This is a genomic window from Variovorax sp. UC122_21 (genome assembly GCF_044056785.1).
In the GTDB taxonomy this organism is placed as follows: domain Bacteria; phylum Pseudomonadota; class Gammaproteobacteria; order Burkholderiales; family Burkholderiaceae_C; genus Variovorax.
Genome location: NZ_CP172004.1, coordinates 3137230 through 3163617, shown reverse-complemented (window position 1 = coordinate 3163617; position 26388 = coordinate 3137230). Strand labels below are relative to the sequence as shown.

Below are 26388 nucleotides of genomic sequence, written 5' to 3'. Positions count from 1 at the left end.
GACCTTGGGCGCAGCCAAAGACGGGGCGCGCCATCTTTGGCTTCGCCCAAGGTCGGGCTTCGCACAATCGGCGGCCGCTTCTCCAGGAACCGCAACCATGCCTCGCGACTTTCGCCCCACCGCCCTGCTCGCCCTGGCCTGCGCCGCCGGCGCCTTGCTGCTGTCCGGCTGCGCCACCGCGCCCACCCATCCGGTGCTGGCCCAGGCCAGCCACGACCGCACGCTGCCGCCGCTGGTGCCGATGCGCCGCTTCGTCGCCAATGTCGACACGGTCGGCGGCCACGTGCTGTCGCCCGATGGCCGCCACCTGCTGTGGGTGCAGACGGTGGGCACCGACGTGGGCCTGGCCGTGCGCGACAGCGACGATGCAGCCACGGTGCAGTCGGCCAGCACGCGCAGCTTCGCCACCGGCACGCTCGCGAACGCGTCCGCCTACACATGGCTGCCCGACAGCCGCCACATCGCCTACCTCAAGGATGCGAGCGGCGACGAGAACACGCAGATCTTCGTGCTCGACAGCCAGTCGCCCGAGGCCAGGCCTTGGGCCGTCACGCCCTGGCCCGGCGTGCGTTCGACCGGCGTCATCGGCGGCGCGCCCGGCAGCCCGAACTTCTACTTCGCGAGCAACCGCAACGACCGCACCAGCCTCGACCTGTTCGAGGCCGACCCGCGCACCCGCAGCGTGCGCGAAGTGGCGCGCGGCGAGCCCGGCAGCCGCGTGGTCGCCTGGTACATCGACACCCGGCGCGAGCTGGCCGCGCGCATGCGCCAGCTCGGCAGCGCCGACGGCTCCGACCTGCTGGTGGAACTGCGCCAGGCCGACGGCAGCTGGCGCCCCTTCAAGACCATCGAGGCCTTCGATGCCTACGCGCCGCTGCGCATCGACCGCGAAGGCGGCCGGCTCTGGGCGCTCGGCAACATCGGGCGCGACAAGCTGGCGCTGGTCGAGGCCGACCTCGCCACCGGCGCCGAGAAGGTGCTGGCCGAGGACGCGCAGGTCGACCTCGGGACCGTCTACTTCCCGCCGAACGAAGGCGCGCCGCAGGCCTGGACCTCCGAGCCCGACCGCCCGCGCATCCGCTACCTCGACGCCACGCTCGACGCGGAGGTGACCGCCGCCATGAAGCTCGCGCGCGAGCGCGGCTGGCTCGCCGCCGACCCCGTGATCGCGCGCCCGCAGAGCAGCACGCTCGGCCAGCGGCGCATGGTGCTGCGCGCCGTCACCGAGACCGGCGCGGTCGAACTGCTGCTCGACCGCGACAGCCAGGCGCTGGCGCGCCTCACCCCGGCGCCGCGCGAGAACGGCGACGACTTCTTTTCGCCGACCGAGCCCTTCGCGTTCAAGGCCTCCGACGGCCTGCAGGTCCACGGCTACCTGGCGCGCCCGCGCGGCGTGCGGGGCCCGGTGCCGCTGGTGGTCTACATCCATGGCGGGCCCTGGATCCGCGACAGCTGGCTGCCGGCGGGCTTCAACACCGTGCAGATGCTCACCAACCGCGGCTATGCGGTGCTGCAGGTCAACTACCGCGGCTCGGGCGGCTACGGCCGCGCCTTCATGCTGGCCGGCGCGGGCGAGACCAGCGGCCGATTGCAGCAGGACATCGCCGAGGCCGCGCAGTGGGCCATCGACCAGGGCGTGGCCGATCCGCGGCGCATGGCGGTGCTGGGCGCGAGCTTCGGCGGCTTCTCGGTGCTCGCGCAGCTGATCCGCAAGCCGCACGACTACCGCTGCGGCATCGACATCGTCGGCGTGGCCAACTGGCCGCGCGTGATCGAGAACTGGCCGCCGTTCTGGCGCAACCGCCACTACTTCGCGCGCTTGTTCGGCGACGTGAACCAGCCCGAGGAACGCGCGCGCATGCTGCGCGATTCGCCGGTGTCGCAGCTCGACCGCATCGAGGCGCCGCTGCTGGTGATCCACGGCGCCAACGACGTGCGCGTGCTGCGCCAGGATTCGGACGACGTGGTGGCCGAGCTGCGCCGGCTCGGCCGGCCGGTGGACTTCCTGAGCTTTCCCGACGAGGGCCACAGCGTGCGCAAGTGGCGCAACCGGCTCGCGCTGTGGCGCAAGGTCGAGGACACGCTGGCCGGCTGCCTCGGCGGGCGCAGCAACGGCTTCGACTTCTACGAGCTGATGCCGCGCTCCTGAGCCCTACCAGCGGTAGGTGGCCGTGGCCACCGCGGTGCGCGGGTAGCCGTAGTAGCAGGCCACGTAGCCGCAGTTCGCGAAGTAGGTCTTGTTGGTGAGGTTGCGCAGGTTGAGCGCGAGGCTCCAGCGGTCGATGTCGTAGCCGACCATGGCGTCGAACACGGTCACCGCCGGCACCTTGGTCGGCGCGGTGGATTCGCCGTCGCCGTAGTTGGTGCCGGTGTAGCGCGCGCCCAGCCCCAGCTTCACGCCGTTGGCGAAGCGGTAGTCGGCCCAGACCGAGAAGCGGTGGCGCGGCACCGCGGTGGCCTGCTTGCCGATCTCGGCGCTGTTGGCGCTGGCCGTGACGATGGCGCGCGGCGTGTAGGCATACGAGGCCGTGAAGTTCAGCCGCGGCACCAGTTCGGCCGTGGCCTCGAGCTCGAGGCCGCGCACCGAGATCTCGCCGGTCTGCTTGGGCACGAAGTCGGCGTCGTAGCTGATGTAGTTGTTGCGCTTCAGGTCGAAGACGGCGGCGCTGTAGAGCGCCTTGCCGCCGGGCGGCTGGTAGCGCACGCCGGCTTCGTATTGCTTGCCGCCCTCGGGCTTGAAGGGGTTGCCCGACACCGGGTCGATGGTGGCGGTGGGTGCGAACGACTCGGTGTAGCTCAGGTACGGCGCCCAGCCGCTCGGGTGCAGGTAGACCAGGCCGGCGCGGCTGGTGAACTTGTGGTCGCGCATGCGCTGGGTCGAGCCGTCTAGGCGGCTGAAGACGGTGCTCTCGGCATCGTCGTAGCGCCCGCCCAGGGTCAGCGACCAGCGCTCGCCCCACTTGATCTGGTCCTGCAGGTAGAGGCCGGTCTGGTTCAGCCGCGTGATGCCGTCGAAGTACGGCGCCGGGATGTCGTAGGCACCGCCATGGACCGGCGCGTGGATGTTCAGCGGCGGCGCGCTGCCGCCGCTGAAAGTGACCTGGTCGATGCGGGTGCGCTGGTAGTCCAGCCCCACCAGCAGCTTGTGCGTCACGTCGCCGGTGCGGAAATCGGCCTGCAGCTGGTTGTCGAGCGCCACCGCGCCGATGTTTTCGCGGCTGCCGAACACGCTGCGCGAGAGCTGCGTGAAGTTGGCGATGTCGTTGGCGTCGTCGGGGTTCAGGCTCATGAAGCCCGAGGCCTGCACGCCGCGGTAGTCGAGCTTCTGCGCCGCGTAGCGCGCGTTCTGCCGCACGGTGAAGGTGCCGTCGATGCGATGCTCGAACTGGTAGCCGATCATCCGCTGGTCCTGGTTGAACCGGTCGAAGCCGGGTTCGCCGGTGAACAGCTTCGAGGGGATGTAGGTGCCGATCGCGGTGGGCTCGAGCGAACCGATGGTGGGCCGCGCGCGCGTGTAGACGCCGCCGCGCGTGCGCGTGAACATCGACAGCAAGGTGAGGCTGGTGTCGGCCGAGGGCTTCCAGGTCAGCGAGGGCGCGATGTAGCCGTGGTCGTCGGCCTCCTTCGCGGCCGGCAGTTGCGCATCGCGCAGCACGCCGGTGATGCGGTAGAGCAGCTTGCCCTCGGCGTCGAGCTGGCCCGCGAAGTCGCCCGCGATCTGGCGCCGCGCGTTGTCGCCGAACTGCACCTGCAGCTCGCGCACCGGCTCGGCCGTGGGCCGCTTGCTGACCACGTTGACCACCCCGCCCGGGCCGCTCATGCCGTAGAGCACCGACGAGGGGCCGCGCAGCAGCTCGATGCGCTCGGAGCCGTAGTTCTCGGTGCGCCACACGCCCCAGGTGCCGTTGTTGCGCAGCGGCAGGCCGTCGAGGTAGAAGCCCGGCGAGTAGGCATCGAAGCCGCGCAGCGAGATCCAGTCGTAGCGCGAGTCGGCGCCGTAGGTGGTGGTCGACACGCCCGGCGTGTAGCCCAGCGCGTCCTTGAGGTTGGTGGCGCCCATGGCCTCGATGCGGTCGGCCGTGATCACCGAGATCGACTGCGGCGTCTCGATGATCGGCGTGTCGGTCTTGGTGCCGGTGGCGCTGCGCCGGGCCACGTAGCCCTGCACGCGGCTGGTGGCGCTCTGCTCGCCCTCGGCCTGCACGGTGACCGCCGGCAGCGACGCATTGGAAGCGCCCGGCACCAGGGTGCGGATGACCACGGCGTTGCCCTCCACGCTGGCCGCCAGGCCGCTGCCGGCCAGCAACTGGTCGAGCGCCTGGCGCGGCGCGAGCCGGCCCGCGACCGCCGGCGCGGTCTTGCCCGCCACCAGGCTCTGCTGCACCACGAGCTGCACGCCGGTCTGCCGCGCCCAGTCGTTGAGCGCCTCGGCCAGCGGCTGGGCCGCGATGCGGATCGGCACCGGGTCGGCCGGCAGCGCCTGGGCCGATGCGGTCAGGTGGGCCAGCGAGAGCGCCAGGGCCAGGGCCAGCGGTGCCGGCTTCGATGTCAAGCGGTTCATCTACGTTTCCAGACTTTGAATACAAATGGTTCTCATCTGGGTTGACGCACGAAGCGCGGGAAATACCGTAGTCCCGCCGAAAATTTTTTCCGGCGCCCCGGCGGCGCTGCTCTTTCTATCAGTGCGCGGCGACCAGCTCGGCGACCGCGCCCGCCTCCTTCAGCCGCACCGGCAAGGCGCTCGGCAGCGCGCGGCGCAGGGTGCGCGGATCGCGCGGGTCGAAGGTGCCGGTCAGCCGCAGCGCCGCCACGGCCGGATCGTTCACCACCAGGCCGGTGGGGCCGTAGCGCTCGAGCTCGGCCAGCGCGCGGCCCAGCGGCGTGTCGACGAAGCTCAGCCGGTGCTCGCGCCAGGGCGCGATGCCCTCGCCCAGCACCGCCGCCACCGGGCCCAGCAGGCCCCGGGCATCGCTCTCGAGCTGCTGGCCGGCGACCAGGAACACCGCCTCGCGCAGGCTCGCGGCCGAGGGCGCGGCCCAGGCGCCGTCCTGCGCGCGCTCGCGCCGCGCCACCCGCACCCGGCCCTCGTCCACCGACACCCGCGTGCCGTCCGCGCCGTCGATCCCCGGCGTGTGGCGCACCGCGAAACGGGTGCCGACCACGCGCACCTCCAGCGGCCCGGCCAGCACCGAGAACGGCCGCTCGGCGTCGGACTGCACGGCGAACACCGCCTGTCCCTCGAGCAGCCGCACCTCGCGCCGGTCGCGGAACAGCTGAACCTCGATGCGGGTCGCGGTGTCGAGCCGCAGGCGCGTGCCGTCGGGCAGCGGCAGGTCGAGCTGCTGGCCGCGCCGCGTGGCGAAGGCCTGCACGAACACCGGCTGCGCCTGCAGCTCGCGCCAGCCCAGGTAGCCGGCGCCGACGGCCATGCCGGTGGCGGCCAGCGCCAGCGCCGGCTTCATGAAGCCGCGCCGCGTGGGCGTGGCCGCGCGGCCCGCGAAGCCTTCGCGCCAGCCGGCCACGGTCGCGGCCGGGATCGCGTCGACGGCCCGCCAGCGCGATTCCCAGGCGCGCCAGGCCTCGGCGCGGCGCGGATCGGCCACCAGCCAGCCCTGGAACGCGCGCTCCTCGCTGGCGCTCCAGCCCTCGCGCTGGCGGCGCACGAACCAGTCGAGCACCTTCTCTCGCAGGCGCGATGCGTCTTCCGGTGGTGGCGTCGAATTCATGTGGCGAGGGTGTCCCTGGAGATGGAGACGCACGAACGGGCGCCAACCCTGTAGGACGTGGTCTGTCTTCGGTTCATCGTGGCTGCTTGTTTCATTTCCCGTCGCGCTCCAGGCAGTCCCAGCAGGCGGCCATCGCGATGCGCAGCTGCATCTCGACCGTGCGCGTCGAGATGCCCATGCGCTCGGCGACCTCGGCATACGAGAGCCCGTCGAACTTGTAGAGCACGAAGGCCTCGCGGCAGCGCGGCGGCAGGCCGTCGATGGCGGCGATCATCGCGGCCAGGCCCTGGCTCGAGGCCAGCGCCGCGTCGGGCTCGAGGCTCGCGGGGCCCATGCAGTCGTCGGGCTCGCCCAGGCCCTCCTCGGCCTCCGCCAGCCCGGCGCGCACGCTGTTGCGCCGGTGATGGTCGGTGACGAGGTTGCGCGCGACCCGGTAGAGCAGCGCGCGCGGATCGCGCACCACGCTGCCCGCGCGCTGCGCCTCGTAGACGCGCGCATAGCTCTCCTGCGCCAGGTCGGCCGCGGTGGCGCGGTCCGGCACCTTGCGGGACAGGAAGTTCAGCAGTTCGCGGTAGTAGCGTTCGAACACGGGCGCGCCGGCACCGGCAAGGGTGGGTCGAAGTCCAGGAGGCAGGTTGGCTTCGACGCGGCGTGGCTGACCTGAGGCGGTTCAAGAAGACGGGAGCGCCGATTATGGCGGGCTTCGGATCCGCCCTCCCCCGGCCCGCGTCAGGCCTTGAACCCGTACAGCGCGGCCGGGTTGTCGACCAGGATGCGCCGGCGCGTGTCCTCGCTCGTGGCCCACGAGAACAGCAGGTCGTACAGCGGCGCGCTCTCGGGGCGCGGATCGCGTCCCGGGTGCGGCCAGTTGCTGGCCCACAGGCAGCGCTCGGGAAAGGTCTCGGCCAGCGTGCGCGCGAGCAGGCTCACGTCGTCGTAGCCGGGCGCGCCGCTCTTCGAGGTCTCGTAGGGCGCCGAGAGCTTGATCCACACGCGGCCCGCATCGATCACGCGCAGCAGCGACTGGAACGAGGGATGGCTGGGCGCCACCGGCTCGAGGAACTTGCCGTTGTGGTCGAGCACCAGCCGGCACGGCAGCTTCCTGAGCACCTCCTCGTGCTCGGGCATGGTGCGGCCGTCGAGCTGCAGGTTGATCATCCAGTCGGCATCGGCCATGCGCGCGGCCATGCCCGGCAGCGACTCCCAGCCCAGCACGCCCCCGATCATCATGTAGCGCACGCCGCGCATGCCGCCCGCATGCAGGCGCGCGATCTCGGCGTCGGGCGCATCGGGCGCCAACAGCGCGATGCCGCGCGACGCCTCGCCGAACTGCGCCAGCGCATCGAGGGTGCAGCGGTTGTCGAAGCCGTAGCCCGTGGGCTGCACCACCACCGCGCGCTCGATGCCCAGCGGCTGCTGCACCTGCTCGCGGTAGGCCGATACCGGCGAATGCGGCGGCACCCAGGCGACGTTCGGGATCAGCGGGAAGCGGTCTTCGTAGATGTGGACGTGGCAGTCGCAGGCGCCGGCATAGCGCGCATTCCGGGTCGGTTCCATGGAGGCTCTCGGTGGATGGGGAAAGGGATCAGGCCGGCACGCCGAAGGCCTGGCGCCAGCGATGGGCCTCGGCGGCATTCACCGCGCCCTTCGGCACCCGGCCCTGGAAGATCTCGGCCAGCTGCGACACGGTTTCCATCGCCTGGTGCTCGACCGCGGGCGGCGTGAGGCCGCCGATGTGCGGCGTGGCGATCGCGCGCGGATGGCGCGCCACCGCGGGCGACGGCATCTGGTCGGGCGCGCGGCCCACGTCGAGCGCGCAGCCCGCGATCGTGCCGGCATCGAGCGCGGCGACCAGCGCGTCCTCGTCGACCAGGTTGCCGCGCGCGGCATTGATGAAGAAGGCGCCCGGCCGCATCGCCGCGAAGGCGGCGGCGTTCATGAGGTTCTCGGTGTCCTCGGTGGCCGCCGCGAGGCAGACCACGAAGTCGGACTGGGCGAGCAGCTCGCCGAAGCCGGCCTGCGCGATGCCGGGCTGCGCCACCACCGCGAAGGGATCGTGCACCACCACGCGCATGCCGAGCGCCTGCGCCACGGTGCAGAGGTAGCGCGCGATCTGGCCGTAGCCGATCACGCCGAGCGTGGCGCCGCGCAGCTCGCGGCCCATGGCAGGCGGCACCGGCAGGCCCGCGTGGTAGAGCGCGGTCGAGACGCTGATGCCGCGCGCGAGGTCGATCATCGCGCCCACGATCCATTCGGACACCGAGGCGATGAAGCCCGCGCTGGCCTGCGTCACCAGCACGCCGTGGCGGCTCGCGGCGGCCAGGTCGATGTTGCGGATGTCGATGGCGCAGCGCACGAAGGCCTGCAGCTTGGGCAGCGCGGCGAACAGCGCCTCGTCGCCCACGGTCTGGCGGTAGGAGACGATGGCATCGCAGTCGCGCGCCAGTTCGGCGATCTCGTGCGACGAGAGATCGCGGTCCTCGGGGTTGAAGCGCACCTGCGCGAAGGCGCGCAGCGCGTTGCTGGCGCGTTCGCCGAAGTAGTGGGCGAGCTTGCTCTGGGGATGGCTGACGAAAACCGTGGTCATGGCAAGGCAGGAGGAAAGAAGAAGACGGCCTCAGCCGCGCGGCGGCGCCACCGAGTCGCGCGCCACCAGCGTGGGCGCGAACAGGAACTCGCCCGCGGGCAGCGTGCCGTCGGCCAGGCGGCTCATCACGCGCTCGACCATCACCTGCGCCATCTCGGGCACCGGCACGCGCACCGAGGTCATCGCGGGGTACATCAGGGTCGAGAGGAACACGTTGTCGATGCCGACCACCGACACATCGTCGGGCACCGCGAGCCCGGCATCGCGAAAGCCCGCCATCAGGCCATAGGCCAGCAGGTCGTTGACGCCGACCACGCCGGTGGGCCTCTCGGGCAGCTGCGCGAGCTGGCTGGCCTGGGTGCGGCCCAGCTCGCTCATCATCGAGTCGCCGTACTCGTCGACCGGCAGGCCCTCGACCACGCGCGCGCTGGCCTCGAGGCCGGCCGCGCGCGCGGCCGCGAGAAAGCCCTGGATCTTCTCGTTGCGGCTCATGGTGCGCCCCGAGGGCGTGACGAAGGCCAGCCGCCGGTGGCCCCGTTCGATCAGGTGCGCGGTGGCGATGCGCGAGGACTCGAAGCTGTCGACCGTGACGTGGTCGATCACCGAGGCCTCGCCGGGCGTGGCGCGCCGGTCGTAGCTCACCACCACCAGGCCGCGCTCGGCCGCGGCCTCGACATGCTCCTCGTCGATCAGCGACGAGATGATGATCACGCCGCGCACGCCGTGGGCCATCAGGTCCTCGAAGAAGCGCGCCTCGCGTTCCTTCTCGCGGGTAGGTATTGCCGATCATGATGCGAAAGCCGTAGCGTTCCTGCGCCAGCGCCTCGACCTCGCGCGCGATGAAGCCGTACATCGGGTTGGCCATCGAGGGCACCAGCAGGCCGATCAGCGGCGTGTGGCCGGTCTTGAGCTGCCGCGCCGAGGTGTTGGGCCGGTACTCGAGTTCGCGGATGGCGTCCTGCACCCGCTCGAGGGTGGCGGCCGCCATGCGGTCCACGCGGCCGTTCAACACGTTCGACACGGTGCTGGTCGAAACGCCCGCGCGTTGGGCGACATCGCTGATTCTGCTCACGGTTTTCGGGGTCCTTTCGGGTTCATCGCGGTCCTGCGGTCGTGCGTCGTCACAGCCCCATGCGCGTCGGCAGCCAGACCGAGAAGGCCGGCACCAGCACCAGCAGCACCAGGGTGACGAACAGCACCGCGAGGTATTTCATCATCGGCCGCGCCACGTCCTTCACCTGCGTGCCGGTGATGGCGCAGGTGGCGAACAGGCCCAGGCCCACCGGCGGCGCGAACAGGCCGAAGCCCATCGCGATGACCATCACGGTGCCGAAGTGCAGCGGATTGACGCCCAGCTGCGCCGCGATCGGTGTCAGCAACGGCCCGAAGATGATGAGCGCGGGCGCGCCCTCGAGGACGGCGCCGAACACGATCATGATCAGCACCGAGAGCATCACGAACATGGTGCTGCCCCATGCGTGCGCGAACTCGATCATGAACGACGACAGGTACTGCGGGATCTGCTGGATTGTCAGCGCAAACGAGAGGCTGGACGCGGCCGCCACGATGAACAGGATGGTGCCGGCCATCGAGGCCGAGCGCACGAACAGGCGCGCCACCGACGACCAGGTGAGTTCGCGGAAGGCCAGCCAGCCCACCACCAGCGCGTAGACCACGGCGAAGGACGAGACCTCGGTCGAGGTCGCGACGCCCGAGGTCACGCCCTTGCCGATCATCGCCACCATCACCAGCGCGACCAGCGCGCCGCCGAGCAGGCGGAACATGGGCGTGCGCACGTCGAAGGCCTGGTCGGGGTCGATGCGCGCGCCGACGTAGATGGTGACCGCGGCCAGCGAGAGCGCGAGCACCACGGCGGGCACGAGGCCGGCCATGAACAGCCCGGCGATCGAGATGTTGGCGACGAAGCCCATGATGATCATGTTGATGCACGGCGGGATGGTCTCGGCCATCACCGCGGTGCAGGCCAAGAGGCCGGCGGTCTCGTTCGGATCCTGCTTGGTCTTGCGCACGGCCGGCATGATGATGCCGCCGACCGCGGCGATGTCGGCCAGCTTGGAGCCCGAGACGCCCGAGAAGAAAGCGGTGGCCGTGATGGTGATGAGGCCCAGGCCGCCGCGCAGGCGGCCGAACATGCGCAGCAGCAGTTCGATCAGCCGCGAGGACATGCCGTTGGATTCCATCAGCAGGCCGGCCAGCACGAAGAAGGGAATGGCGAGCAGCACGTAGTGGTCGGTGCCGGCCATGACTTGCTGCGAATAGACCAGCATCGGCAGCGAGGGATCGGCCATGAAGAACACCAGCGACGAGAGCGCGAGCACGAAGGCGATCGGCACGCCGAGCATCAGGCCGCCGAGGAAGCCGGCGGTCAGCAGCATCCAGGGCGCGATGGCGTGGCCGGGCACGAAGGCGTTCCAGCCGACGACGGCGGCGGTGAGCGCGATGCCCACTGCCAGGGTGCTCCACACGCGCCGTGCCGGTCCGTTGACGGCGTTGGCGAGGCCGAACAAGGTCATGAACAGGCTGCCGATGACTACCGGGTAGACGTAGATCCACTGCGGCAGGCCGATCGGGGTGGTCATGTTGTAGGCGTCGAGCAGCAGTTCCCACGACGAGGCGAGCAGGCTGGCCGAGACGCCGACCACGATCCAGTTGCCGAACTGGATCAGCGCGGGCTGCCAGCGCGCGGGCAGCAGGCCGCGGAACAGGTCGACGCCCACGTGCTGGCTGCGCGCGAGCACGGTGGCGGCACCGAAGAAGACCTGGATCACCATCAGCGCGCGCGCGACCTCCTCGGCCCAGTCGAAGGGGTCGTGCAGGAAGTAGCGGAACACGACCGAGACGAAGACGACGAGGACATCGATCGCGAGCACGACGCCGGCCACGTTCTCCATGGCGCGCGTGAGCCAGGCGAGGCCGCGGCCCGCGCGGTGGGCGGTGCTGAAGCCCAGGGCGCGCGGATCGTGGCCGTGGCCCGCGGCCGGCAGCGGCGACAGGGGCGGCAGAGGCGGCAGGACGGCGGGCGTGACCATCGGAGGCAGGACGCTGGACATGCGGGTCAGGCGCGGGCGGCGTTGATGGCGGCGAAACAGCGGCCCGGTTTCGGGATACTGCCTGGCGAAGGCCGACCAGAGCCTGGCCTCCATCTCTTTGCGCACCTGGTCGCGCTCGTTCTTCGCCATGGGCGTGAAGCTCAGGCCCAGCTTCTTCAGTTCCTCGATGGCGCCCTGCCCTTTCTCGGCGCCGATCTGGCGCTGCTGCGCGGTCGATTCGGCCGCGGCCTTGAGGAAGGCCGGGCGCAGGTCGGCCGGAATGCGGTCCATGGCGCGGCGCCCGGCGATGCAGACCATGGGGCTGAACAGGTGCTCGGTCATCCAGCAGTGCTTGACGACCTCGTTGAGCTTGCTCGCGAGCACGGTGGCGGCATCGTGCTCGAAGCCGTCGACGACGCCGGTCTGCGCGGCCATGTAGAGCTCGCCGAAGGAGATGGGCGTGGGGATGGCGCCCATGATCTTGAAGGTCTCGATGAAGGCGGGCGTCGGCAGCACCCGCAGCTTGACGTTCTTCACGTCGGCCAGCGACTTGACGGGCTGCTTGGTGTAGACGTTGCGCGCGCCGTAGTGCTGGCCCCAGGTGATGACCTGGCAGCCGGTGCTCTTGACGAGCATGTCGTTGAGCTTGGCGCCGACGCCGCCGTCGAGGGCCTTGGCCACGTGCTCGTAGCTGTCGAACAGGTAGCCGAGGTCGAGCATGCCGAACTGCGGCGTGACGGTGGCCCAGATCGAGGAGCCGGTGAGCATCATGTCGATGGAGCCGACCTTGACCTGCTGGACGACGTCGCTTTCCTTGCCGAGCTGGTTGTTGGGAAAGTAGTCGATGCGGATGCGCTCGCCGACGGCCTTCTTGAGGTTGACCTGCATGAGCTGGTTCCACGCGAAGTGCGAGGAGTTGAGGTCGGCGACGTGCGAGGACGACAGGCGCAGCGCGACGGTCTTCTTGTCCTGCGCGGCGACGAAGGGCGTGAATCCCGTGCCGGCGGCCGCCATCGCGAGCGGCAGTGCCGACGATGACTGGACGAAGCGGCGGCGTGAAATCGAGGTCATGGCTTGTCTCCTGTGGGTCGGAACGCCCGTTTGGCGCCGTTTGGTGGAACGATTTACTGTATCGATACACAAATGGCGTTGCAATGTTGGTTCGGTAGGTGTTTTCCTTCGTAAACGGCGGTTTTTGGGGGCGCCGGGGCGCGTGCACAGGACAGCGGGTACTTCCCTCCCGCGAATGTCCCCCGGCCTTCGGCCTCCTCCTTGATTTCGCTGCGGGAAGCACCCGCTGCCCTGTGCACGTGGGCGCTGCGGTGATGCCGGCCGATCAACTGCTGCGCGTCTGGCGCGCGTCGGCGGGGTACTCCCCGCAGCGAAATAAAGGAGGAGCCGAAGGCGGGGGACATTCGCGGAGGGGAGTACCCCGTCGGCGCGCGCCCGCCCCCGGCCTACGACAACACGGCCCCCTCACCATTGCCACGGAACACACGACCCGCTAGGGTTGTCCGCATGACCCCAGAGACCTCCCCCCGACGCCGCGAGAAGCTACGCCATCCAGATGCACGGCGACCAGAAGTACGGCGTGCATCCCTACGTCCATCACCTCGATGCAGTGGTCGCGCTGCTGCGGCCTTATGGGGAACAGGCGCAGGTCGTGGGCTACCTGCACGACGTGGTGGAAGACACCGACGCCACCGTGGCCGACATCGCCGAACGCTTCGGCACGCTGGTGGCGGGTTGCGTGGCACTGCTGAGCGACGCGCCCGGCGCCAACCGCAAGGAGCGCAAGGCCCGGACCTATGCCGCCATGTCGCATGTGAAGGGCGAACAGGAACTCGCGCTGACCGTGAAGGCCGCCGACCGACTGGCCAACGTGCGCGCCTGCGTCGCCGATGGCCATCGCGACCTGTGGGAGACCTACCGCGGCGAGCACGCCACCTTCAAGGCCGCCGCCTACCGGGCCGGCCAATGCGATCCGCTCTGGGCCGAGCTCGACACCCTGCTCAGCGACGCCGCGGCGCCTGAGCGCAGGCCGACGGCTTGAGGCTCAGCCTTGGCGACGCGTCCGGGGCTTCAGCCGACCTGAGTCGCGCCCTTGCCGCCGATCAAGCGCCACGCACTCGCCGCGCTGAGCAGCGCCAGCCCGGCGCTCAGCAGCATCACCCAGCGGAAGCCCGCGACGAAGGCTTCGGCCACTGCGCGCCGCAAGGCCTCGGCCGTGGCCGCATCCACGCCCGGCGGCATGGCGGCGCCGGCGAGCCTGGCGCGCTCGCCCTCGAAGAAGGCCGTCACCTGCGCCGAGGCGCCCGCGGCCTGCAGGTGCTCGGCCAGCGCGGCGTCGAAGGCCCAGGCCATGATCGCGCCAAAGACCGCGATGGCCAATACCGCGGCTGCGCGCGAGACCGCGTTGTTCACGCCCGAGGCCACGCCCGCGAGCTCGGGGCCGACGGCGTTCATCACGGTGGTGGTGAGCGGCGCCACGGTCACCGCCATGCCCAGGCCCAGCACCACCACGGCCGGCAGGAAGCCGCTCCAGTAGCTCGCGCCCACGCCCGGCAGCGCGAACAGCGCGAAGCCCACGGCCGCGATCGCGGGCCCGATCACCAGCGGCAGCCGCGGCCCGAAGCGGTCGACCAGCTGGCCGGCCCAGCCCGAGAGCGCGAACATGATGAGGATGAAGGGCAGCAGCGCCGCGCCGGCCGCCGTGGCCGACCAGCCCTGCACCTGGATCAGGTTGAGCGGGAAGAAATAGAGGCCGCCGCCGAGCGCGGCATAGAGCAGCAAGGTCAGCAGGTTGGCGCCGCTGAAATTGCCGCTGCGAAACAGCGAGAGCGGCAGCATGGGCGCGCGCACGCGGCGCTCGACGGCGACGAAGCCCGCGCTGCCCGCGATGCCGATGGCCAGTGCCGCGAGCACGGCCGCCGAGGTCCAGCCCTGCGTGGGCGCCTCGATGAACGCATAGACGATGCCGCCGAGCCCGGCCGTGGCCAGCAGCGCGCCCCAGGGATCGAGACCGCCGCCGGCCGAGGCGCCGCGGCTCTCGGGCACGTGGCGCCAGCAGATCCACAGCACCAGCAGCGCCATCGGCACGTTGACCAGGAAGGCCCAGGTCCACGAGAAATGATCGACCAGGAAGCCGCCGAGCACCGGCCCCACGGCCGCCGTGATGCCGCTGAAGCCCGACCAGGTGCCGATGGCCTTGCCGCGCGCCTTCTCGGGAAAGGCCGCGCTGATCAGCGCCAGGCTGCCCGGCACCAGCAGCGCGCCGCCGATGCCCTGCACCGCGCGCGCGGCGATCAATTGCTGCACGCTGGCCGCGAGCGCGCAGGCCACCGACGAGAGCGCGAAGATCGCGACGCCGATCGCGAACACGCGGCGCCGCCCGAAGTGGTCGCCGAGCGCGCCGCCCACCAGCAGCAGCGCGGCCAGCAGCAAGGCATAGGACTCGACCACCCACTGCGCCTGGAAGGCGGTGGCGCGCAGGTCGGCCTGGATCGCGGGCAGCGCGACGTTGACGACGGTGCCGTCGATGAAGGCCATGCTCGAGCCGACGATGGCCGCGGCCAGCACCCAGGGCCTGAAGGCTTCGGGACAGCCGGTGTCGTCGACGGCGTCGACGCCGTGCCGGATCAGCGTGTCGTCGCAGGGCGTCTTGCCGATCTGTGTCATCGCTGGTCTCCGCTTCTTCTTGGTATCACCCAGTCCAGAGCTTCATCCGCCACGCCCACCCTGCCCCGCGGCTAACGCGCAACGGCCACGTTCAAATGGCGCAGGCGGTCGCCGACGGATTCGCGCGCGCCGCGGCCATGCTGCGGGCCATCGCCGCGGCCACGGCGGCGGTCACGCGCTGGGCGCCCTGCGCCACCGCGTCCATGCCGGTGCCCACCGGTTCACCGGCCTCGAAGCTGCACACCAGCGTGCGCGGCTCGTCGGCGCGCCGCAGGGTCCAGCTGAAGGCCGCTTCGACACGGCCGCCGTCGACCGCGTCGAACTGCTTGAGCTGCGCCGCGATGCGCCACACCGGCTGCACGTTCGGGCGGCCGCCCTTGCTGACATCGAGCGCGCCCAGACGCGTGGCGATGCCGCTGGCCAGCGCGTCGCGCAGCTCGTTCTCGAACGACGAGGCCCAGCGGTGCTGCTCGAGCACCTCGACCTGCACGCTGCCGCCGGGCTTGCGCACCACCATCTGCGGCCGCGCCAGCCGCTCGGGCACGGCCACGGGCGCGAGCTCGATGGCCAGCGGCACGGTGCCGCTGGCGGCGGGCGCGGCGATCTGGTCCGCGGGCACGCTGCTGGCCAGCGTGTAGTAGCTGTCGGGCTTGCTCGCGCAACCTGCCGCGAGCGCGGCCAGCACCGCGATGCCGGCGAGGAAGGTTCTGCTGTGCTTCGTCATTTCTTGTCGTCCGGTTTGCCGCGCAGCAGCGATTCGGGATGGCGTTCGAGGTAGTCGGTCAGCACGCGCACCGAACCGGCGGCGCGCGTGAGTTCCTGCAGCATCTGGCGCGTGTCCTGCTGCAGCGGCGAGTCGTCGGCCAGCGTGCGCTCGGCCGAGTTCACGGTCTTGCGCACGTCCTTCATGGCCGCGGCCAGTTCGGGCGTCACGTCGTTGTTGATACGGTTCACCGTCTGCTCGGCGGCGGTCAGCGTCTTGTTGAGCGTGGCCAGCGTGGTGCGCAGGTCCTGCGCGATCTGCTCGTAGGGCACCTTGTTGAGCTTGCTCGCGATCTCCTGCACCTGCGACTGGATCTCGTCGAGGCTGTTGGCCATGGTCGGCAGCTCGATCGGGCTCTTGCTCAGGTCGATCTTCGCGGGCGGCGCCTTCGGGAAGAAGTCGAGCGCGACATAGACCGAGCCCGTGATCAGGTTGCCGTTGCGCAGCTGCGCGCGCAGGCCCTTCTCGGTGAGGAAGCGCAGGCGCTCCTGCTGCGAGAAGCGCGGCTCCTTCTCGTCGGTGCGCTCGACGCTGCGGCGGCGCAGCCGGTCGGGATAGATCTGCACCAGCACCGGCATGCGGAACTCGCGCTCGGCGCGGTCGAACTCCACGCCGATCGACTTGACCTCGCCGATCACCACACCGCGGAAATCGACCGGCGCGCCCGGCACCAGGCCGCGCAGCGACTGGTTGAAATACATCAGCAGGGTCTGCGAGGGGCCGTCGGGCTCCTTCATCGCCGTGACCTCGTCGGCGCGAGCATGAAGGCGGTGTTCTCCTTCGCGAGCGGGCCCATGGCGTCGTCGGGCGCCTGGAACGCGATGCCGCCGAGCAGGATGGTCGCGAGCGACTGGGTGCGCAGCGTGAAGCCGCTGGCACTGAGCTGCGCGTCGATGCCGCTGGCCTGCCAGAAGCGCGAATTGACGCCCACGAACTTGTCGTAGGGCGCGTTGACAAACACGCGCAGCGTCACGCCGCGGCCGTCGCCGTCGAGCTCGTAGGCCGCCACCTGCCCCACCTTGATGCGGCGGAAGTACACGGGCGAGCCGACGTCGAGCGAGCCGATGTCGGCGGCGCGCAGCAGGAACTGCTGGCCCGAGTCGTCGCGCGTGACGATGGGCGGCGTTTCCAGGCCCTTGAACTCGCCCGCGCTCTCCTTCGACACGCCGGCGTCAGCGCCGATGTAGGCGCCCGACAGCAGCGTGTTCAGGCCCGAGATGCCCGAGGTGTCGAGCCGCGGCCGCACCACCCAGAAGCGCGAGTCCTCGGAGGTGAAGCCCTCGGCCTCCTTGTTGAGCTGCACCAGCACGCGCACGTGCGAGCGGTCGCGCGCCAGGCGCAGGCTCTGCACCAGGCCGATCTGCACGTCCTTGTACTTGACGGCGGTCTTGCCGGCCTCGAGACCCTCGGCGGTCTTGAAGGTCAGCACGATCTCGGGGCCGCGCTCCATCAGGATGCGCGCCACCAGCATCACGCCCACCAGCGCGGCCACGATCGGGATCAGCCAGATCAGCGAGGGCAGCCACTCGCGGCGGCGCTTGACCTGCGGCCTCGGCAATGGCGGCGCGGACGGCGCCGGTCGGTCTTGCGGTTGGTCTTCTTCACTCATGCTGCTTGTTCTTCCCTGTTCTCGAAACTCTCTTGCATCGCCTGTGCCTGCTGGCTGTCCCAGGTGAGCTTCGGATCGAAGCTCAGCGAGGCCAGCATGGTCAGCACCACCACCGAACCGAAGGCCGCGATGCCCACGCCCGCGGTGATCACCGCGAAGCCCTGGATCTGCACCAGCCCGGTCAGCAGCGACACCACGAACACGTCGAGCATCGACCAGCGGCCGATGATCTCGATGATGTGATAGAGCTTGGCCCGCTCGTGCTGCCGCCAACTGCTGCCGCGCTGCGCCATCACCACGAGCAGGAACAGCACCGCCAGCTTGAACAGCGGCACCAGGAAGCTCGCGATGAAGACGATGGCCGCGAGCCCGTAGGCGCCCGAGACCCAGAAATAGATCACCCCGCTGAGGATGGTGTCGTACTGCGCGCCGAACAGCGTGCGCGTGATCATCACCGGCAGCAGGTTGGCCGGGATGTACATGATGCAGGCCGCGATCAGGAAGGCCCAGGTGCGCGTGAGGCTCTGCGGCTTGCGCGTGTGCAGATGGGTGCCGCAGCGCCCGCAGGCCTCGCCCTCCTGCGCGTCCTGCCAGACCGCCGCGCAGTGCGGGCAGGCCAGCAGGCCCAGCGAGGCGGCGGTGACCACCGGCGTGTCGGCGGCGGGTTCGGGTTCGGGCGGGGGCGGCCTGCGCAACGACGGGAACTTCATGCGGAAGCCCTCTCCTCGCCTTCGTCCTCGTCGCCGGCGGCGCGGAAGGTCATCTCCCAGAACGCGCCCGGGTTGAACGACAGCACCGCCGTCAGCGTGACCGTGAGCGCCACGAAGGCCCACAGCGCCGGCCCGGGCACCACCGTCGCCATGCTCGAGAGCTTGACCACGGCCACCAGCACGCCGAGCAGGAACACCTCGATCATTCCCCAGGGCCGCAGCGACTGCATCAGCCGCACCAGGATCGCGAAGCCCAGCGGGCGGTGCTCGCGCCGCAGCGGGATCAGCAAATAGACCAGGATGCACAGCTGCAGCAGCGGGAACAGGATGGTGGTGGCCAGCACCAGCAGCGCCACCACCGACATCCCCTCGGCCCCGAGCACCACCACCGCGCCGGCCAGCGTGGTCTGGCTGCGCAGGCCCTGCAGCTCGATCTCGACGATCGGGAACAGGTTGGCGATCGCGAACATGATGAGGCTGGTCACGGTCAGCGGCAGGATGCGGCTCTCCTGCGCGCCCGGATGGCGGCCGATCTCGGTGCCGCAGCGCGCGCAATGGGCGACCTCGCGCGGCTGCAGTTCGGCGCGGGCATAGACCGCGTCGCAGCCCGGGCATACCACCGTGTCAGGTACTTCCTTCATGGGGCCGTACCCTAACCTATTCAGCCCGCGTGTCCCGTCGTCCTGAGCCGCAAGCTGCTGAAGATTGCGGCGATACCAGCACAACAGCCGGCCAGCACCAGCGCCACCACCGGCCCGTGGCCGCCATGCGGGCTCCAGAGGCTGAAGACGCCGGCCAGCACCACCGCGCCCAGCGTCTGGCCGGTGAGCCGCGCCGTGCCGAGCATGCCGCTGGCTGCACCGCTTCGGTGCGCGGGCGGCGAGGTCACGATGGTGTGGTTGTTCGGCGACTGGAACAGCCCGAAGCCCAGCCCGCACAGCGCCATGCGCCAGGCGATGTCGGCATTGACCGGGTGCGCCGGCAGCAGCGCCAGCGAGAACAGGCCGGCGGCCATCAGCCCCAGGCCGATGCCGCCGAGCAGCCCGTCGGGATAGCGGCCGATCAGGCGGCCGGCCAGCGGCGCCATCGCCACGATGCCCAGCGGCCAGGCCGTGATCAGCAGGCCGGCCTCGAAATGGCTGCGGCCGTAGACCTCGAGCAGCAGGAACGGCAGCGCGATGTAGGCCAGCATCTGGGCGCAGAAGGCCGCCACCGAGGTGCCCATGGAGAGCGCGAACACCGGGATGCGCAGCAGGTCGATCGGAAACAGCGGCACCGCGAGCGAGCGCTGCCGGCGCAGGTAGACGAAGCCCACCGCCACGCCGGCCAGCAGCGTGAGCCAGGCGCTCAGCGGCGGGCCGCCCGCCTCCACCCCGCCCTCGCGCACGCCCAGGCGGTCGACGCCGAGGAACACCAGCGAGAACATCAGCACGTTGAGCGTCACGTCGATCGGCGAGAAGCGCAGACCCGCGGCCGGCGCCACGCGGTTGAACGGCAGCGCCTTCATGCCGAGCGCGAAGGTGACGATGCCCAGCGGCACGTTGATGGCGAACAGCCACGGCCACGAGGCCACCGACAGGATCGCCGCCGCCACCGAGGGCCCGGCCACCGAGGAGGTGGCGACCACCAGCGAGTTGATCGCCATGCCCTTGCCGAGCTGCGAGGACGGATAGGTCAGCCGCACCAGCGCCGCGTTCACGCTCATGATGCCGGCCGCGCCCAGGCCCTGGAAGGCGCGCGCGGCGATCAAGGTGGTCAGCGAGTTGGCGAAGGTCGCGGCCGCCGAGGACAGCGTGAACACCGCCATGCCCACCAGGTAGACGCGGCGGTAGCCGACCAGGTCGCCCAGCGAGGCCAGCGGCAGCAGCATCACGAGGATGGCGATCTGGTAGGCGTTGACCACCCAGATCGACTGCGAGGCGCTGGCGTTGAGTTCGCGCGCGATGCCCGGCAGCGCGAGGTTGACGATGGTGCCGTCGAGCACCGAGACGATCAGCCCGAGGATGATCACCAGCATCGACCAGCGCCGCGCGGGCTGGTCGAGGCCGTCGATGACGCGCGCGCCGCCCTCGGTGCCCACGCTGGCCGCCACGCTGCTCATCAGGCCTCCTGCACCCGGCGCGCCGGTTGCGTGCCGCGGTCGCCGCCCAGCGTGAGCCAGGTCAGCACGCCGGCGATCAGCGCGCCCGCGGCCATGCCGGTCACCATCGGCAGCGGGCCGCCGTCGGTGAAGGCACCCACCACCGCCATCGCCACCGCGCCGGTCAGCATCTGCAGCGTGCCCAGCAGCGCCGAGGCGGTGCCGGCGATGGCGCCGTGCATCTCGAGCGCCAGCACGCCGGTGGTCGGGATCACGAAGCCCATGAAGCCCGAGGCGATGAAGTACAGCACGATCATCACCCACAGGCTGTCGCCGCCCATGGCGTAGTAGGCGAACATGGCGACCATCGCCACGCCGCAGCCGGCCACGCCGAACTTCACCAGCCGCGCCAGGCCGAAGCGCTCGCCGAGCGTGCCGTTGAACTGCGAGGCGCCGAAGAAGGCGGCCGCGTTCACGCCGAAGGCCACGCTGTAGAGCGCGGGCGACAGGCCGTAGTGGTCGATCATCACGAACGAGGAGTTCGCGAGGTAGGTGAAGAAGCCCGCCATCGCGAAGCTGCCGATGAACACCAGGCCGAGGTAGTGGCGGTCGCGCAGCAGCAGCCAGTAGGCCGCGAGCGCGCTGCCGATGCTGCTCTCGACGCGCTCCGAGGCCGGCCGGGTCTCGGCCAGCAAGGTGGCCATCATCGCGAGGCCGGCGACGGCCGCGACGGTGACGGCCCAGAACACGCCGCGCCAGCCGGTGACCGCGATCACGCCGCTGCCCACCAGCGGCGCGAGGATCGGCGAGATGCTGAACACCAGCATCAAGAGCGACATCAGCCGCGCGGCATCGGTGCCGGTGTGCAGGTCGCGCACCACCGCGCGCGGGATCGCCATGCCGGCCGCGGCGCCCAGGCCCTGGATGAAGCGCAGCGCGATCAGGGTCTGGATGTCGGTGGCCAGCGCGCAGCCCACGCTCGCGATCGCGAACACCGCCAGGCCCGCGTACAGCGGCGGCTTGCGGCCCACCATGTCGGAGACCGGCCCGTACAGCAGCTGGCCCGCGCCCAGCGAGATGAAGAAGGCCGTGAGGCTCATCTGGACCGCGCCGATGTCGGCGCGCAGGCTCTGGCCGATCGCCGGCAGGGCCGGCAGGTACATGTCGATGGCGAAGGGACCGATGGCGGAGAGCAGGCCCAGCAGCAGGGCCATGCGGAAGAAGGGAGAGGAACGCATTGGAGCGATTGTCGCCAATGCGCCGCCCGCGCGCCGGCGGCGCGCCCAGTGTCCCCTCGCCCCGGCCCCGCTAATTTCCGGAAAAGAAACGGTTGACCGGCCGCGGCAGCCCGAGGTTCTCGCGCAGGGTACGACCTTCGTATTCCTGCCTGAAGATGCCACGGCGCTGCAGTTCGGGCACCACGCGGTCGACGAAGGCATCGAGCCCGCCGGGCAGCCACGGGAACATCACGTTGAAGCCGTCCGAGCCCTCGCTCTCGAGCCATTCCTGCATCTCGTCGGCGATGGTCCGGGCGGTGCCGACGAAGGCCAGGCCGCCATAGCCGCCCAGGCGCTGCGCGAGCTGGCGCACCGTGAGGTTCTCGCGCCGGGCCAGCTCGATCACGCGCTCGCGTCCGCTCTGGCTCGCGTTGGTGGGCGGCACCTCGGGCAGCGGGCCGTCGGGGTCGAAGGTGGAGGCATCGTGGCCCAGCGCGATCGACAGCGAGGCGATCGCGCTGTCGTAGTGCACCAGGCTGTCGAGCTTCGCGCGGATCGCCTTCGCCTCGTCGACCGAGTCGGCCACGATGGTGAAGGCGCCCGGCAGGATCTTGAGGTGCTCGGGATCGCGCCCGAGCTTGCGCATGCGCGACTTGACGTCGGCATAGAAGGCGCGCGCATTCGCCAGCGTGCCCGGTGCCGCGAAGATCAGCTCGGCCGTCTCGGCCGCGAGCTGGCGGCCGGCCTCCGAGGCGCCGGCCTGCACGATCACCGGCCAGCCCTGCACCGGCCGCGCGATGTGCAGCGGCCCGCGCACCGACAGGTGCTCGCCCTTGTGGGCCAGCACGTGCAGCTTGGCCGGATCGAAGAAGCGGCCGCTGTCGACGTCGCGCACGAAGGCGTCGTCGGCCCAGCTGTCCCACAGGCCGGTCACCACGTCGTAGAACTCGCGCGCGCGGTCGTAGCGCGCGTCGTGCTCCATGTGGTCCTCGCGGCCGAAGTTCAGCGCCGCGTCGGGATTGGACGTGGTCACGATGTTCCAGCCCGCGCGGCCGCCGCTCAGGTGATCGAGCGAGGCGAAGCGGCGCGCGATGTGGAACGGCTCGTCGAAGGTGGTCGAGGCAGTGGCGATCAGCCCCAGGTGTTGCGTGTGCTGCGCCAGCGCCGACAGCAAGGTGAAGGGCTCGAACGAGGTCGCCGTGTGGCTGCGCTGCAAGGCCTCGATCGGCATGTTGAGCAGCGCGAGGTGGTCGGCCATGAAGAAGGCGTCGAAGCGCCCGCGCTCCAGCGTCTGCGCGAGCTGCTTGAGCCGCTCGAAGTTGAAGTTGGCGTCGGGCCAGGCGCCCGGGTAGCGCCAGGCGCCGGTATGGATGCTGACCGGGCGCATGAAGGCGCCCAGGCGCAGCTGCTTGCGCGCGCTCACGGCTTGTCCCAGAACACCAGCGCGCGCAGCTCGATGCTGCGCCGGGGCGGCGCCTCGGGCGAGCCGGTCGGGTCCTCGAAGGCCGTGTGGGCCGTGAGCCGCGCCGTGCCGTCCTCGCGCGAATCGAAGATCTTCAGCAGCAGCGCCTCGTCGGGCCGCAGCCGCGGGAACCAGTACCAGCGGTGCTTCGGGTTCCAGGTGAAGGAATAGGTCTCGCCCACCTTGTCGGGATAGATCAGGTCGCTGGGCACCAGGTCCGCGGCATCGATGGAGCGCGCGTCGCACAGCGCGAGCGGCAGCCGCTCCACCGTGGCCAGCGGCCGCCACAGGTTGACGATCGCGAAGCGCTTCGTGAGCCGCTCGGCCGCCTCGTCGGCCGGCAGGTGATCGGTGACGCGGCGCCGCGCCGAGGCCGGCGTCTGGTCGTCGTGCACGCGGCGCACCGGCTCGCGCAGCTCCGAGGTGCGGCGCGAACCCTGGGCGCTGTCGCGCAGCGTGTGGTCGAACACCACGATCTTCTCGCCCCCGGTCACGTCGCGCAGCAGCGCTTCCGACTCGCGGTAGTAGATGTCGCGGATGGTCGCGTCCTGCGAGAAGTCGGCCAGCACGCTGCGGTGCGCGATCTGGGTGAAGCCGCTGCGGTCGAGCGAGAGCTCGCGCAGCGCCACCAGCGGGCGGCCGTCGCGGATGGCCACGCGCCGTGCCTCGAGCTCGCCCGTGACCCAGGGCGTGCCCGGCGGCGGCTCGAAGGTGTAGCTCGCGGGCCGGCCCTGGCCCGGCTTCAAGTAGTGGAGCTCGGCCTCGACCGACGGCAGGGTGGCGATGAGCGGATGCTCGTGCGGACTGAATGGCGATGCGGAACTCATGCGCTCCTCGTTCTGAATCAGAAGGGTTCCTTGAACGGCCGCAGGTCGAGTTCCTGCGTCCAGGCGCTGCGATGCTGGGCATGCAGCTGCCAGTAGCTCTCGGCGATGGCATCGAGCTGCAGCAGCCCGTCCTCGCCGGCCTGCGCCGCGCGCTGCGGCGAGCCGCTGCGCAGCCGCTCGCCGTCGATGCCGCCGTCGATCACGACATGGGCGACATGGATGCCCTGCGGCCCGAACTCGCGCGCCAGGCTCTGGCTCAGCGAACGCAGCCCGGCCTTGGCGGCCGCGAAGGCCGCGAAAGGCGGCTTGCCGCGCAACGCGGCGGTGGCACCGGTGAACAGCAGGCTGCCGCGCCCCGCGGGCACCGCGCCGTCGAAGGGATTGGCCAGCAGGCCGCGCAGCGCCTCGCGCGCAAACACGAAGCCGCCGAGCGTGCTGGTGCGCCAGGCCTGGGTGAACTGCTCGACCGAGATCTCGAGCGTGGGCGCGCGCGCCGCGCTGGAGGCATTGAACACCGCCACCGACAACGGCCCGAGCGCGCGCACGCGCTGGCCGACGCCGTGCACCTCGGCCTCGCTCGCCACGTCGGCCGCGAAGGCATGGGCCGTGCCGCCCGCGGCCGCGATCTCGGCGGCCACGGCCTCGAGCTGCTGCGGCGTGCGGCCGGTCAGCGCGACGACCAGGCCCTCCTGCGCGAAGCGCCGCGCGAGCGCGGCACCGAGGCCCGCGCTCGCGCCGACGCCCGCGATCCAGGCGACGGAGGGACCACGGGAGGCGGTGGGTTCGGTGGGGGAGGAAGACGGGGAGGAAGCGGCGTTCGTGGACATCGGGACGGCTCGGCAAAGCGTGGATCGTCACGAAGGCTATACCCGCGCCCCGGGGGCCGGAACGATGGAAAAGCGATAACCATATGCGCGAACCGGTCGAGTCCCGGGCCCGATGCAGGCCGGCCGCGGAAGGTGCACAAGCACCCTGCCCCGTGCTTTCCCGCCTCGGTCATTTCCGTGTCAGGAATGCCGGGCCGAGCGGCCTAACATGGTCCGGCGGCCGGCGACGGCCGCGGCTTTCCTCAACGCCTCCCATATCACACACACAACAGGAGACAACACGTGAATCCGATCGAGCAGAGAACCATCTCGAAGATGAGCTGGCGGCTGTTGCCGCTGCTCATGGTCAGCTACTTCATCGCCTACCTCGACCGCGTGAACCTCGGCTTCGCCGGCGCCGCCATGTCGAAGGACCTGGGCTTCAGCGCGGCCGTGTTCGGCAGCGCGGCCGGCATCTTCTTCATCGCCTACTTCCTGTTCGAGGTGCCGAGCAACATGGCGCTCGAGCGCTTCGGCGCGCGCCGCTGGATCGCGCGGATCATGTTCAGCTGGGGCATCCTGTCGGCGGCCCAGGCCTGGGTCGGCGGCTCGACCAGCTTCAACGTCGTGCGCTTCCTGCTCGGCATCGCCGAGGCCGGCTTCTTCCCGGGCGTCATCTTCTACATCACGCTGTGGTTCCCCTCGGCCTACCGCGCGCGCATCGTCGGCTGGTTCATGTTCGCGATCCCGATCTCCACCGTGATCGGCTCGCCGATCTCGGGCTTCATCCTCAACATGGACGGGATGGGCGGCATGCACGGCTGGCAGTGGCTGTTCATCCTCGAGGCGATCCCCTCGCTGATCCTGACCTTCTTCGTGCTGTTCTACCTGCCCGACGGTCCGAAGGACGCGAAGTGGCTCACGAACGAGGAACGCACCTGGCTGCAGGGCACGCTCGACGCCGAGCGGCGCAACCGCGAGTCGATCAACCAGATCTCGTGGAAGCAGTCGCTCTTGAACCCGCGCGTGATCGGCCTGGGCTTCGTCTACATGGGCATCACGGTGCCGCTGTACGGCCTGAGCTTCTTCCTGCCGCAGATCATCAAGGGCTTCGGCGGGCTGGGCAACGTGGAGATCGGCTTCATCAACGCCTTCCCCTACCTGGTGGGTGCGATCGCGATGCTGTTCTGGACCCGCGCCTCCGACGCGCGCAAGGAGCGCAAGTGGTTCCTGCTGATCCCGCTGGCCTGCATCTTCGTCGGCCTGGTGCTGGCGGCCGAGACCAGCGCGCCGGTGCCGAAGATGGCGGCCGTGACGCTCGCGGCCTTCGGCATCTTCAGCGCCCTGCCCACCTTCTGGACCCTGCCCACCGCGATCCTCAGCGGCACCGCCGCGGCCGCGGGCATCGCCTGGATCAACTCGATCGGCAACCTCGGCGGCTACATCGGCCCGACCATCTTCGGCACGCTCAAGGACCGCATGGGCAACGACATCTACGCGGTGATCTTCCTCGCGCTGCTGGCGGCCGTGGCCTTCGTGCTGGTGCTGATCATCGGCCACGACGCGCGCACCGAGCAGGCCGCGGCGCCCGGACGGGCCTGAGATCGTTCAGGCGCCGGCGCGCACCGCCGCGCCGGCCAGGGTCGCCGCCCCCGCGGCCTTGGCCGCCTCGAGCTCGCGCCAGGCCTCCCAGCACGCCTTCGAGCAGCAGGGCCACCAGCCCAGCGGCCCGACCACCGCCACCTCGCCGCAGCCGTTGCCGCACCAGCGCAGCACGAAGGACCTGGAACGGCGGCGCGGCGCGGCGGGCGGCTGCAGGGATTGGAACGGGGACGTAGCGGGGTGCATGGCGGGCGGGGCTTTCTTCGCTGTC

18 protein-coding genes and 4 pseudogenes are annotated in these 26388 nt (G+C 70.7%); 3 read left to right on the top strand and 19 right to left on the bottom strand.

From position 1 onward, the window contains the following. Positions 1-97 precede the first annotated feature (97 nt). Positions 98-2149 (top strand): prolyl oligopeptidase family serine peptidase, encoded by a 2052-nt coding sequence (locus ACHMXE_RS27220; RefSeq protein WP_395352475.1) that lies wholly within the window; start codon positions 98-100, stop codon positions 2147-2149. Between the two features lie 3 nt (positions 2150-2152). On the opposite strand, the gene ACHMXE_RS27215 is transcribed toward ACHMXE_RS27220, so the two are convergent. The 8 genes and pseudogenes from ACHMXE_RS27215 to ACHMXE_RS27180 form a co-directional block, all read right to left on the bottom strand. Continuing rightward, complete coding sequence (locus ACHMXE_RS27215; RefSeq protein ID WP_395352473.1) at positions 2153-4561, bottom strand: TonB-dependent siderophore receptor; 2409 nt, start codon at positions 4559-4561, stop codon at positions 2153-2155. A 118-nt stretch (positions 4562-4679) separates the two neighbouring features. Next, a complete protein-coding gene (locus ACHMXE_RS27210) occupies positions 4680-5726 on the bottom strand; it encodes a FecR family protein (protein ID WP_395352471.1) in 1047 nt (348 codons plus the stop codon). 91 nt (positions 5727-5817) lie between these two features. Then, positions 5818-6315, bottom strand: a complete 498-nt coding sequence (locus ACHMXE_RS27205; protein WP_395352469.1) for an RNA polymerase sigma factor — start codon at positions 6313-6315, stop codon at positions 5818-5820. 140 nt (positions 6316-6455) lie between these two features. Further along, on the bottom strand, positions 6456-7283 hold the full coding sequence (locus ACHMXE_RS27200) for an amidohydrolase family protein (RefSeq protein WP_395352467.1): 828 nt from the start codon (positions 7281-7283) through the stop codon (positions 6456-6458). A gap of 28 nt (positions 7284-7311) precedes the next feature. Next, entirely contained in the window at positions 7312-8313 is a 1002-nt protein-coding gene (locus ACHMXE_RS27195) for a hydroxyacid dehydrogenase (RefSeq protein WP_395352465.1), read from the bottom strand. Between the two features lie 30 nt (positions 8314-8343). After that, positions 8344-9385, bottom strand: a pseudogene (locus ACHMXE_RS27190) (LacI family DNA-binding transcriptional regulator). A 49-nt stretch (positions 9386-9434) separates the two neighbouring features. After that, positions 9435-11363 (bottom strand): TRAP transporter large permease subunit, encoded by a 1929-nt coding sequence (locus ACHMXE_RS27185; protein ID WP_395352837.1) that lies wholly within the window; start codon positions 11361-11363, stop codon positions 9435-9437. Between the two features lie 144 nt (positions 11364-11507). Further along, positions 11508-12251: pseudogene (locus ACHMXE_RS27180) on the bottom strand (TRAP transporter substrate-binding protein); the annotation flags it as partial. A gap of 670 nt (positions 12252-12921) precedes the next feature. On the opposite strand from ACHMXE_RS27180, the pseudogene ACHMXE_RS27175 reads away from it, so the two are divergent. Next, a pseudogene (locus ACHMXE_RS27175) lies at positions 12922-13416 on the top strand (HD domain-containing protein); the annotation flags it as partial. Between the two features lie 29 nt (positions 13417-13445). On the opposite strand, the gene ACHMXE_RS27170 reads toward ACHMXE_RS27175, so the two are convergent. The 10 genes and pseudogenes from ACHMXE_RS27170 to ACHMXE_RS27125 all read right to left on the bottom strand — a co-directional run bounded on the left by ACHMXE_RS27170 (position 13446) and on the right by ACHMXE_RS27125 (position 24536). After that, a complete protein-coding gene (locus ACHMXE_RS27170; protein WP_395352463.1) occupies positions 13446-15041 on the bottom strand; it encodes an MFS transporter in 1596 nt (531 codons plus the stop codon). A gap of 91 nt (positions 15042-15132) precedes the next feature. Further along, positions 15133-15765: a membrane integrity-associated transporter subunit PqiC gene (locus tag ACHMXE_RS27165; RefSeq protein WP_395352461.1), complete on the bottom strand. Its 633-nt coding sequence runs from the start codon at positions 15763-15765 to the stop codon at positions 15133-15135. Next, positions 15762-17413: pseudogene (locus ACHMXE_RS27160) on the bottom strand (intermembrane transport protein PqiB). The gene ACHMXE_RS27165 and the pseudogene ACHMXE_RS27160 overlap by 4 nt, the downstream one beginning before the upstream one ends. Next, positions 17410-18123, bottom strand: coding sequence for a paraquat-inducible protein A (locus ACHMXE_RS27155; protein WP_395352459.1), 714 nt, complete (start codon positions 18121-18123; stop codon positions 17410-17412). The pseudogene ACHMXE_RS27160 and the gene ACHMXE_RS27155 overlap by 4 nt, the downstream one beginning before the upstream one ends. Continuing rightward, complete coding sequence (locus ACHMXE_RS27150) at positions 18120-18764, bottom strand: paraquat-inducible protein A (protein ID WP_395352457.1); 645 nt, start codon at positions 18762-18764, stop codon at positions 18120-18122. Before ACHMXE_RS27150 ends, ACHMXE_RS27155 begins: the two co-directional genes overlap by 4 nt. A gap of 20 nt (positions 18765-18784) precedes the next feature. Further along, the gene (locus ACHMXE_RS27145) at positions 18785-20224 is read right to left on the bottom strand and encodes an MFS transporter (RefSeq protein ID WP_395352455.1); all 1440 of its coding nucleotides are present in this window, start codon (positions 20222-20224) and stop codon (positions 18785-18787) included. Next, on the bottom strand, positions 20224-21441 hold the full coding sequence (locus ACHMXE_RS27140; RefSeq protein WP_395352453.1) for a multidrug effflux MFS transporter: 1218 nt from the start codon (positions 21439-21441) through the stop codon (positions 20224-20226). Before ACHMXE_RS27140 ends, ACHMXE_RS27145 begins: the two co-directional genes overlap by 1 nt. Before the next feature lie 70 nt (positions 21442-21511). Further along, on the bottom strand, positions 21512-22807 hold the full coding sequence (locus ACHMXE_RS27135; RefSeq protein ID WP_395352835.1) for an LLM class flavin-dependent oxidoreductase: 1296 nt from the start codon (positions 22805-22807) through the stop codon (positions 21512-21514). A gap of 32 nt (positions 22808-22839) precedes the next feature. Continuing rightward, complete coding sequence (locus tag ACHMXE_RS27130) at positions 22840-23709, bottom strand: CmcJ/NvfI family oxidoreductase (RefSeq protein ID WP_395352451.1); 870 nt, start codon at positions 23707-23709, stop codon at positions 22840-22842. Positions 23710-23726: 17 nt separating this feature from the next. Further along, a complete protein-coding gene (locus tag ACHMXE_RS27125) occupies positions 23727-24536 on the bottom strand; it encodes an SDR family NAD(P)-dependent oxidoreductase (RefSeq protein WP_203201041.1) in 810 nt (269 codons plus the stop codon). A gap of 282 nt (positions 24537-24818) precedes the next feature. Here ACHMXE_RS27125 and ACHMXE_RS27120 point away from each other — a divergent pair, with 282 nt between their 5' ends. Beyond that, entirely contained in the window at positions 24819-26117 is a 1299-nt protein-coding gene (locus ACHMXE_RS27120; RefSeq protein ID WP_057597463.1) for an MFS transporter, read from the top strand. Positions 26118-26123: 6 nt separating this feature from the next. On the opposite strand, the gene ACHMXE_RS27115 is transcribed toward ACHMXE_RS27120, so the two are convergent. Then, positions 26124-26363, bottom strand: a complete 240-nt coding sequence (locus ACHMXE_RS27115) for a hypothetical protein (protein WP_395352449.1) — start codon at positions 26361-26363, stop codon at positions 26124-26126. Between the last annotated feature and the right edge of the window lie 25 nt (positions 26364-26388).